The organism is Psychrobacter sp. CMS30 (genome assembly GCF_904846565.1).
Lineage (GTDB): Bacteria > Pseudomonadota > Gammaproteobacteria > Pseudomonadales > Moraxellaceae > Psychrobacter > Psychrobacter maritimus.
The window spans coordinates 112651-122393 of sequence record NZ_CAJHBF010000010.1; the positions used below are offsets into that span (position 1 = coordinate 112651).

Annotated in this window: 9 protein-coding genes and 2 pseudogenes; 4 read left to right on the forward strand and 7 right to left on the reverse strand. The window is 45.2% G+C overall.

What is annotated here, in order from left to right; translation table 11 throughout:
• Positions 1-73 precede the first annotated feature (73 nt).
• Together tsaD and JMX94_RS07320 are read left to right on the forward strand one after the other, a co-directional pair.
• A pseudogene (gene tsaD / locus JMX94_RS07315) lies at positions 74-1131 on the forward strand (tRNA (adenosine(37)-N6)-threonylcarbamoyltransferase complex transferase subunit TsaD).
• A gap of 58 nt (positions 1132-1189) precedes the next feature.
• Positions 1190-1561, forward strand: a complete 372-nt coding sequence (locus JMX94_RS07320; protein ID WP_201564618.1) for a CrcB family protein — start codon at positions 1190-1192, stop codon at positions 1559-1561.
• A gap of 84 nt (positions 1562-1645) precedes the next feature.
• Here JMX94_RS07320 and JMX94_RS07325 read toward each other — a convergent pair whose 3' ends face one another.
• The 4 genes from JMX94_RS07325 to potA all read right to left on the reverse strand — a co-directional run bounded on the left by JMX94_RS07325 (position 1646) and on the right by potA (position 5699).
• A complete protein-coding gene (locus tag JMX94_RS07325) occupies positions 1646-2536 on the reverse strand; it encodes a LysR family transcriptional regulator (protein WP_201564620.1) in 891 nt (296 codons plus the stop codon).
• Between the two features lie 132 nt (positions 2537-2668).
• Positions 2669-3511, reverse strand: coding sequence for a spermidine/putrescine ABC transporter permease PotC (gene potC, locus JMX94_RS07330; RefSeq protein WP_201564627.1), 843 nt, complete (start codon positions 3509-3511; stop codon positions 2669-2671).
• Positions 3511-4419, reverse strand: coding sequence for a spermidine/putrescine ABC transporter permease PotB (gene potB, locus JMX94_RS07335; protein WP_201564636.1), 909 nt, complete (start codon positions 4417-4419; stop codon positions 3511-3513). Before potB ends, potC begins: the two co-directional genes overlap by 1 nt.
• Positions 4419-5699 carry a spermidine/putrescine ABC transporter ATP-binding protein PotA gene (gene potA, locus JMX94_RS07340; RefSeq protein WP_201564645.1) on the reverse strand — a complete coding sequence of 427 codons (1281 nt, stop codon included), beginning with the start codon at positions 5697-5699 and terminating at the stop codon, positions 4419-4421. Before potA ends, potB begins: the two co-directional genes overlap by 1 nt.
• Positions 5700-6213: 514 nt before the next feature.
• Here potA and JMX94_RS07345 point away from each other — a divergent pair.
• Positions 6214-6852 carry a carbonic anhydrase gene (locus JMX94_RS07345; RefSeq protein ID WP_201564647.1) on the forward strand — a complete coding sequence of 213 codons (639 nt, stop codon included), beginning with the start codon at positions 6214-6216 and terminating at the stop codon, positions 6850-6852.
• Positions 6853-6966: 114 nt separating this feature from the next.
• Positions 6967-7581 carry a lactoylglutathione lyase gene (gloA, locus tag JMX94_RS07350; RefSeq protein WP_227673553.1) on the forward strand — a complete coding sequence of 205 codons (615 nt, stop codon included), beginning with the start codon at positions 6967-6969 and terminating at the stop codon, positions 7579-7581.
• Between the two features lie 131 nt (positions 7582-7712).
• Here the strand turns inward: gloA and JMX94_RS07355 are convergent, their stop codons facing one another.
• The 3 genes and pseudogenes from JMX94_RS07355 to JMX94_RS07365 form a co-directional block, all read right to left on the reverse strand.
• A complete protein-coding gene (locus JMX94_RS07355) occupies positions 7713-8183 on the reverse strand; it encodes a cytochrome c (RefSeq protein ID WP_201564649.1) in 471 nt (156 codons plus the stop codon).
• Between the two features lie 294 nt (positions 8184-8477).
• Positions 8478-9446 (reverse strand): oxygen-dependent coproporphyrinogen oxidase, encoded by a 969-nt coding sequence (gene hemF, locus JMX94_RS07360; protein ID WP_201564681.1) that lies wholly within the window; start codon positions 9444-9446, stop codon positions 8478-8480.
• Between the two features lie 69 nt (positions 9447-9515).
• Positions 9516-9743: pseudogene (locus JMX94_RS07365) on the reverse strand (GTP cyclohydrolase II); the annotation flags it as partial.

Here is a 9743-nt window from a genome sequence, read left to right on the forward strand (position 1 = left end):
GACTGACCGCCATTGTAAGCTAACAGTGGCGGTTTTTTATTAATGCTACAAGGCAAAATATAAAGGCATATAAATGAAAGTATTGGGTTTAGAGACCTCTTGCGATGAGACTGGTCTGGCGATTTTTGATAGCGAGCAGATAACTAGCGACAATAAAGGTCTGCTAGGGCAGGTACTGTATTCACAAATAGAGTTGCACGCCCTTTATGGCGGTGTGGTGCCCGAGCTTGCCAGCCGCGACCATATTCGTAAGCTGGTGCCTTTATTTAACGAATTGCTGGAGCAGTGCAATATCACTAAAGATGAGATTGATGCCATTGCTTATACTAAAGGTCCGGGGCTTATCGGTGCGCTGATGACGGGCGCATTATTTGGTCGCAGCTTGGCTTATGGGTTAGGTATTCCAGCGATTGGCGTTCACCATATGGAAGGGCACCTCTTAGCGCCGCTCATGGGTGCGAATCCGCCAGCTTTTCCATTTGTCTCGTTGCTGGTTTCTGGTGGTCATACTTTACTGATTGCCGCACACGGTATCGGACAATATGAAATCCTTGGCGAGTCCATCGATGATGCGGCGGGTGAGTGTTTCGATAAAGCGGCAAAAATGCTTGGTTTACCGTATCGGGTGGCCCAAACATCGCTAAATTAGCGGAAACGGGCAATCAAAATGCCTATGATTTACCGCGCCCGATGCTACATCGTGGTTTAGATTTTTCTTTTAGCGGTATGAAAACTGCGGTACATAATCTTATCAAGGACACCCCATGTTCAGGTGGCTCGGGCAATGGCTCTGCTAGTGATCCGCAAGTTCGCGCCGATATTGCCGCCAGTTTCCAGCATGCCGTGGTTGATACCTTGGTGAAAAAATGCGTCAAAGCCCTTAAACAGGTCGAGATGAGCCGCTTGGTTATTGCTGGCGGCGTCAGTGCCAACACGCATTTGCGTGAAACCTTAGAAAGCGAGCTTGCTAAAATAAATGCCACCGTTCATTACGCGCCACCAGCTTTATGTACCGATAATGGGGCGATGATTGCCTATGCCGGTTACGAGCGTTTGCAAGCGGGCCAAGCAGATGATTTGGCTGTCAGCTGCGTACCACGTTGGCCGATGACCGAGTTGCCTGCGGTATAAGCGCTAAAAAGTCGCTTGTATCCAATTTATTAAACTTTATCTCACTCAAGGATGACTTATGCAGTGGCTTGCAATTGGACTAGGTGCTGCCATTGGCGCTTGCCTACGAGGGTGGCTGGCGCGTTTTAATCCGCTGCATCACTGGATACCCCTTGGGACGCTTGGCGCCAATGTCTTAGGTGGACTATTGATAGGGTTGGCCTTGGTGTGGTTTGAACGTGTGGGCAGCGGCTTGTCTCCCAATTTCAGGTTGTTTGTGATTACCGGTTTTTTGGGCGGGCTGACGACTTTTAGCACCTTTAGCGTCGAAGTATTTACCTTTATCCATAATGGCAAACTACTGGCGGGCTTAGGACTGATTGGGCTACATGTGGGGCTGACGTTATTAGCAACCGCAATTGGCTTTTATTTCTTTAAGTTGGTTTTGTAATAATAAAAATGCAGCAATAAAAAAGAGCCATATTAATTTTTAATACGGCTCTTTTTTTAAACAACTTTTTTAAAAAAGCACTAGCTACAACGGCTTCACAATCCCTTCTAATAAACTCGCAAACCCTTGCATATAGGCAATCTCTTGGCTCGAGGTGCGCGTTGCCGCATAGAGCTGACAGTAGACGCCACTGCCTAATGGCCGCGAAACCACCCAACCTTTTTTCTCATATTCAGCGACCACCCAATCAGGTAATGCCGCCACCCCGCGTTCACTAGCAACCAACTGAATAAGCATCGCAGTCAGCTCGGTGGTACGCATGCTTTTAAAGCTGACCTGTGCTGGCGTCATAAAATTGGCAATGATATCGAGGCGCTTAGCTTCCACTGGATAAGCAATCAAGGTCTGATCAACCAAGTCTTGGGCATGAATGAATTGTTGCTCAGCCAAGTCATGAGTCGGCGATAGTACCAAACGGCTTTCATACTCAAATAGTGGCTGATAGCTGATACCTTCTATCGGTAAATTACTGGTGGTAATCAGCAAATCGATATCACCTTCCATCAATAAATGATGCGGCTCAGGCTCAAAACCGGTGGCAAAGTCCAGCTCAACATCCGACCATTCGCGGCGATAATGATTAAGTATCGGCATCAACCAGTCAAAGCAGCTATGACATTCAGACGCTAAGCGCAATCTGCCCGCTTGACCATGGGCTAAGCGTTTTAAGTTTGCTTTGGTGCGCGTGACCTGCGGCATGATACTGTCTGCCAGCGCCAATACCGTTTTGCCCGCTGGCGTAAAAGTCAGCGGACGCGTGCGACGGTTGACCAAACTGATATCGTAGTAATTTTCTAGCTCTTTTAACTGATGGGAGACCGCAGAGGCGGTGACATGCAGCTCATCGGCAGCAGCGGCCAATGAGCCATGGGCTCGCAGCGCAGTTAGTGTATTAAGATGACGAAGCTCTAGCATAAAATGACCTAACCACTGACGTTAAAAAAATGAGAAATTGCGACTTATAAAGGCTTAAAAATAAAGGCTGAAAAAACGGTTAAAGCTTTTTATCTAATGATGTTAAAGCTGTTATTAAAGTAAAATTTAACATCAGCGCCGACGTAGGAGCAATTGCGAGATAACCACCAAAATTAACGAAGCAACCAGTAAAATGGTCCCAATGGCATTGACCTCAGGCTTAAGTCCCACGCGTACCATAGAATAAATACGTAGCGGCAAAATCTCATAGCTAGGGCCGGTGACAAAGGTCGATACCACCACATCATCAAGCGATAAGGTAAAGGCGAGTAACCATCCTGCCATCACCGCAGGGAAAATCACTGGAATCAAGACCGTACGTACCATCATAGATTCGCTAGCACCCAAATCTCGTGCCGCTTCCATTAAACGTTCATCCAAACTACTTAAGCGCGCAAAAACGGTGATGACCACAAACGGCAGGCAAAAAGTAATATGCGCTAATAGCAGCGAGACAAAACCGAGCTGCAGGCCGATTAATAAAAACAGTGCCAATAGCGATATCGCTAGGACAATCTCAGGTGACATCATCAGCACAAATAGCAGCCCGTTTAGCAGCCCTTTACCGCGAAAGTCATAGCGATGTAGCGCCAGTGCAGTCAGGGTGCCGATAACGGTGGAAACCGTGGCGGCAACCAAGCCCAGCACAATAGAATGCCAAAAAGCATCAAGCATCGCCTGATTGTTAAATAGCGACTCGTACCACTTTAAACTAAAGCCGCCCCAGTTATATCCAATTTTTGACTTATTAAATGACATCACCACCAAGACGATGATGGGCAGATATAATAAAGTGTAAATCAGACCGAGATAGCCTTTGGCGGCGATACTGCCGATACTAGGTCGCTTGATAGAGCGTTTAGCTTTTATGGGTGCGCTATTGATTGACGAGTTATTAGATGAATTACCAGACATTAAGCCACCTCGCTAAAATCAGTCTTGCCAATACGGCGGCTACTGGCGCGATAAGCGAGTAATAATACCGCCATCGCAAGCGTTAATAGCACACTGGCGGCCGCACCAAATGGCCAATCACGCGCATCTAAAAACTGGTTTTTGATAATATTACCAACGAGTAAATTACGCGAGCCGCCCAAAATATCGGCGACGTAAAACATGCCCATCGCTGGCAGTAGTACCAACAGCACCCCTGAGATAATCCCCGGTGTGGTTAAGGGTAATACCACATGCCAAAAGGTTTGTCGTTTTGAGGCGCCCAAATCTTGCGAGGCAAGCAGCATATCATTGCGTAAGTCGCTAAATACCGCATATAAAGGCAGCACCATAAAAGGAAATAACAAATAAGTTAAACCCGCAATGACCGCGCCTTGGGTATATAAAATATCAATGGGCGCATCGATAATGCCGATTACTAATAAGGATTTATTAATCAAGCCATTACTGGCAAATAATAGTTTTAGCGCATAAGTTCGTACCAAGGAGTTGGTCCAAAATGGCAATATTAGCATGAGCATCAACAGTGGCTGCCAGCGTTTACTGACTCGAGATACAAACCAAGCAAACGGGTAGCCGAGTAATAAGCAGATGACCGTAGTGATGCCCGCCATCCATAATGAATGCACAAAGACATCGAAATAAAGCGGGTCAATCATGCGCACGTAGCTGTCGATAGTGACCGGCAAACTGATAAAAGCTGTGCTATCACGCGTCAAAAAGCTGACCGCAATCACCAGTATATTTGGCAATAGCGCAAAGATGAGTAGCCAACCCCAAATCAGCCATAGCGTTGCGGTACGAAAAGGGCTTCTATTGCTCAAGTTTTTATTACTTGATTTTTTATTACTTAAGTTAGGACACGCCATTAGCTGATATCCTTTTGGACAGCTAATTTGCTAGTGCTATTATTCATCCCATTATCAATGCCGCTATCAAGCGTACCGTCTTGTTCTTCAGGCAACACCCATTCCCAGCCATCTACCCACGATACTTTTACGCCTTCATTCAGCTTATAATCAAAACTTGGGTCATCTTCATCAAAGAATTCCGAGGCTTTAATAATATGACCGTTAGTCAACTCAATAATCGAGTCTAAGGTGCTGCCTTTATAATTACTTTCAATTACCCGCCCAAGTAAGCCGCCATGCTCTTTATCATTGGGATCATAAATGCGCAAATCTTCTGGACGTAGCAATAAATTGACGATATCACCAACTTGCACGTCATTGGCAAAGTCAGGGCGGCGCAGATTACGTAAGGTCGTCGGTCCCTCTTGCGCTTGTGCCTCGCAGACCTCGACTTCAATCCGCCCATTGGTCACACGACCATCACGATCGGGCTGCTCAGGATAAACGCCTTTGACTTCTGCCTTAAATAAATTGGTCTCACCGATAAACTTGGCGGTAAATAAATTGGCAGGGGTTTCATAAATTTCAATTGGCGTACCAATTTGCTGAAATCTGCCGTCTTTCATCACCGCAATGCGGTCTGACATCGACAGCGCTTCTTCTTGATCGTGGGTGACAAACACAAAAGTAATGCCAAGCTCACGTTGCAGACGTTTAAGCTCAGATTGCATTTGCAGACGCAGCTTATGATCGAGCGCCGATAAGGGCTCATCGAGCAATAGCAGTTTAGGACGATTAATGACCGCGCGCGCAATCGCCACCCGCTGCTGCTGACCACCGGATAAATCTTGTGGTTTGCGATTGGCCAAATGCTCAAGTTGTACCATCGCTAGCATCTCACGCACCCGCGTTTGAATCTCATCTTTTGGCACTTTCTTTAATTTAAGTCCGTAAGCGACGTTTTGCGCGACTGTCATATGCGGGAATAACGCATATTGCTGAAACACGGTATTGACCGGACGCTTATCCGCGGGCAAGCCTGCCATCTGGACGCCATCAAGATAAATCGCCCCAGCATTAGGCTGCTCAAAACCAGCAATCAACCGTAATAACGTCGTTTTACCGCAGCCTGATGGACCAAGCAAGGTGATAAATTCACCATGCTGAATATCAAGGTTAATGTCCTTTAATACTTCGGTTTGATCATAGATTTTTTTTAGACCAGTCAGTTGCAGCAGCACCTTGTCAGTATGGGTTGAGGCAGGCGTGGACTGCGTCTGTAAATTTGATTCGGTCATAAGGTTGATTCCTAAAATACCAAACGCTCAGTAGCGTTATGAATATTAGATACTGTCAGCAATGTCAGTAGCATAATGGCTTTTTGGTTTAACGAATTATTTAAGGTAGCTAATGGCTTATTGAGTCATTTGGTATCGCACGTTATTTAGCATGGCGATAAGCGATGGCTATATGGGGTCTGCTTGCTGGGTATTATAACAAACCCTTGCGGTAAATTAGTGCAAGTTCGTTATCCGTTGGTTGGTAGCGCTTGTTCGTTTTTAGCATAGGGGCTGTCTCTATGTGCCAAAGTTATCTCATGGTTGTTAATAAATCGGCAAGGTAACGAGTGATATTAAAATAAAGAATTTTTACCATTTTTTTGGCTTGCTTCCTATACAATCATTTTATGTATGCTAAATACAGTGATATTTGCCATAGCCAACGGCTGAGCTTAAAGATAAGTCAACGTCAAAAGCAGCACGCTAGCGCAATGTAGAATATTACCCACATTAATAATCAAGGATCCTTTTTATGCCTAACGATACCCGCCCAAAAACTGGTCAAGAAGCATTAGCGCTGCTTAAAGAAGGCAATGCACGCTATGTCGATAGTTTGACCAGCACCGACCCTTGTACCCAAAAACGTCCAGAATTAATCAGTGATCAAGACCCGTTAGCGATTATTTTGGGCTGCTCGGACGCACGTGTGCCGGTTGAGATTGTATTTGATCAGGGCTTGGGCGATTTGTTTGTCATACGCGTGGCGGGCAATGTGGTTGCGCCATCGCAAATTGGTTCGGTTGAGTTTGCCGCCGAAAAATTTGGCACCAAGTTGGTGGTGGTGCTTGGGCATTCGCATTGCGGCGCGGTGACCGCATGTGTTGAGGCGCTGATTAATCCTGAGCAAAACTACTCACCAAACTTACAATCAATCGTTGATCGTATCCGTCCTAGTGTCTATAACTTGCATGAACTTGCCACTGCCAATGGTCAAGATGTCGATGCAGATGAGCTGGTCGATCGCTCTATCCGTGCCAATGTACGCATGTCGGTTAGCCAATTAAAGCATGGTTCGCGCGCGCTAGAAGACCTCACCAATAGCGGTCAGCTGCTTGTTGTGGGTGCCGAGTATAATTTAGAGACAGGCAAGGTACGGTTTTTAGATGTTTAATAGACATTTAGTATGAAATGTCTATCATAGTTAGGATACGGCTGGCTGATACGCGATAACATCGACAGCGTATCCACTATTAACGATTAAAAATACTGAAATATTGGGGAAATTATGACTGATTCAGAAAGCTTAAATAGCAATCAAGAAACAGGTAATCAAGCAGTTAATAACCAAGCAACTAATCATCAAAACGCCATAGCCCAACCTGCAAGCAGCGTAAAAACTGACGGCGTTCAGCCGATTTCAGCTCAAACCACAGGCTATACGTTTAATCATACGATGCTGCGGGTAAAAGACCCTGCTAAGTCATTGGCGTTTTATACCGGCGTCTTAGGAATGACCTTATTGGCGGTGAAAAAATTCCCAGCGATGGGTTTTGATTTGTACTTTTTAGCCAAGCTGACTGAAAGCGAGCGTGAAAACTTGCCAGCTGGTGCTGATTTAGAAATTTTTGCCTTCCGTCAACGCGGTATTTTAGAATTGACTCATAACTATGGTACCGAAACCCAAGCGGATTTTAGTTATCATGATGGCAATGCTGAACCGCAAGGTTTTGGTCATATTTGCTTTAGTGTGCCCAATTTGGATGAAGCGGTTGCTTGGTTCGATGAAAATAACGTTGAGTTTAAAAAACGCCCAGATGAGGGTAGTATGAAAAATATCGTCTTTATTAAAGATATTGACGGCTACTGGATTGAAATCGTGCAAGCAGATTTAATGGGCTAGTTTTTTAAAAGTTTCATAAACCTATTAATAAGATGGATTATCTAAACAAGTTTGTAGGTTTGAGAAGTCACCAATAAAAAAGCCGCTATCGTTAAAATAGCGGCTTTTTTATTGGTGATAGCAAAGGCTCATTAGTCTTTTTTCACTTTAAAGTCGGTATGGCATGATTTACAGCTTTCACCTACTTGACCGAATGCTGGTAGGACCTGATCCATACTGGTCGCTGTTTGTGCCACGGTATTTAATTCAGCAGTGGCTTTTTGAAAGTTATCTGCTTTAGTACGGAAACCATCAACGTTGCTCCAAACCGCTTCAGTGGCGTTACCAGTCGCTTCTTGGTTTTCAAAATGGCTCCAAGGGCTGGCAGAGTCCTTCGCCAAAAATGCCGCTTGTTCTTTAAATATTTCAGCATCAAATGTATCAGGTGCTTCAGCCATATCACCCATGATACCCATTGCATCGCCCCAGCTTTTCATGCTGTCTTGGCGCGCTTTAACGTCAGGGTCAACTGGCGTGCTACAAGCCGTCAGACCTAAAGCGGCTGACATCAAGCTGATGCCAACGATAGACTTAAATGATTTGTTATTAGAAACCTGTGCCATCTGTATTGCTCCTTTATACGTGGCTAATAAAAAGGCGCCGTAGCATCTTCATGCTCGCCACCTGATTAAATTGCGACTATTAGAATAAATGTTATGTTGTTGTTCTAAGTATTAAAGACGACTATATCTGCTCTGTACTTAATAGCTTGTTTTTAATCCATATCGCTGTTGCTTAAATAACAAGGGTCAGCATCTATCGCTGACCCTTGTTATTTTATAGCTTATACAGATTAAAAATAACCTATTACTGATGTAAACATTGATGCCGTCTGTGGTTTATTATGCCAATGATGATTACAAAGTCAACCAATCACGAGGTTTTAGATAAAAATCGGTCAATTCAAACTCAGGCGACCCTTCAATAGGCTCAAAGCGATAATGCCAGCTAGCAAGCGGTGGCATGCTGACTAAGATAGATTCGATGCGTCCATTACTCTGTAGCCCAAACAGGGTGCCGCGGTCATAAACGAGGTTATATTCGACATAGCGTCCACGGCGATAGAGTTGAAATTCGCGCTGTGCTTCGGTGTAGGGAGTATTTTTACGCTGCTCAAAAATGGGCAATATACCTTCAAGATAGCCATTACCGACCGCCTTCATAAAGTCAAAGCAGGTCTCAAAATCCCAGCCACGACTCTCAAGATTGACGTCATCATAAAATAAACCGCCGATACCGCGCTGCTCATCACGATGACGCAGATGGAAATATTCATCACACCACTGTTTAAAGTCAGGATAGATGCTATCGCCAAAGGGAGCGCAAAGGTCATGACAGACCTGATGCCAATGCATGCAGTCAGCCAATACCGGATAAAATGGCGTCAAGTCAAAACCGCCGCCAAACCACCAAATCGGATCTTCGCCCTCTTTTTCTGCTACGAATAAACGCACGTTGGCATGGCTGGTTGGGACGTTGGGGTTTTTAGGATGTACGACCAGTGATACACCCATTGCTTGTGCTTTACGACCAGCGATATCAGGATGGCGCGCAGTTGCGGAAGCGGGCAAGTTCTGCACATGAATATGACTGAACATCACACCCGCTTTTTCAATGACGTCGCCATCTGCTAAAACACACGAGCGACCGCCGCCGCCTTCAGGGCGCTCCCAGTCGTCAGGCACGAAAGTAGCTGGTTTATCATTGCTACTGCCATCACGCTCTTGCGCTTCTAATGCTTGACAGATACGCGCTTGCAAATCGACCAAAAACTCACGCACACGCATGATGTCGTTATGGGTCGGTGTCGTTGTTGCATTTGACATAGAATCTGTTGTGAGAGGATTGGTATTACTCTCTATATTTGGCATACTCATAAAATATCTAATTATTTACTATTTATTAAGGTGTAAGGCAGTATTAAAGTCTTTATCTAGCAGATGACCCATACGATCGCGTTTGGTTGCTAGATATTCAGCATTCATGTCGTTAACCCCAACCAATAATGGCACTCGTTCAACGACATCGATACCGTGCTGCGTTAAATAAGCGACTTTATCAGGGTTGTTGGTAATCAAGCGTACGCTATCAACACCGACATGGGCGCGCATCGGTCCGCACAT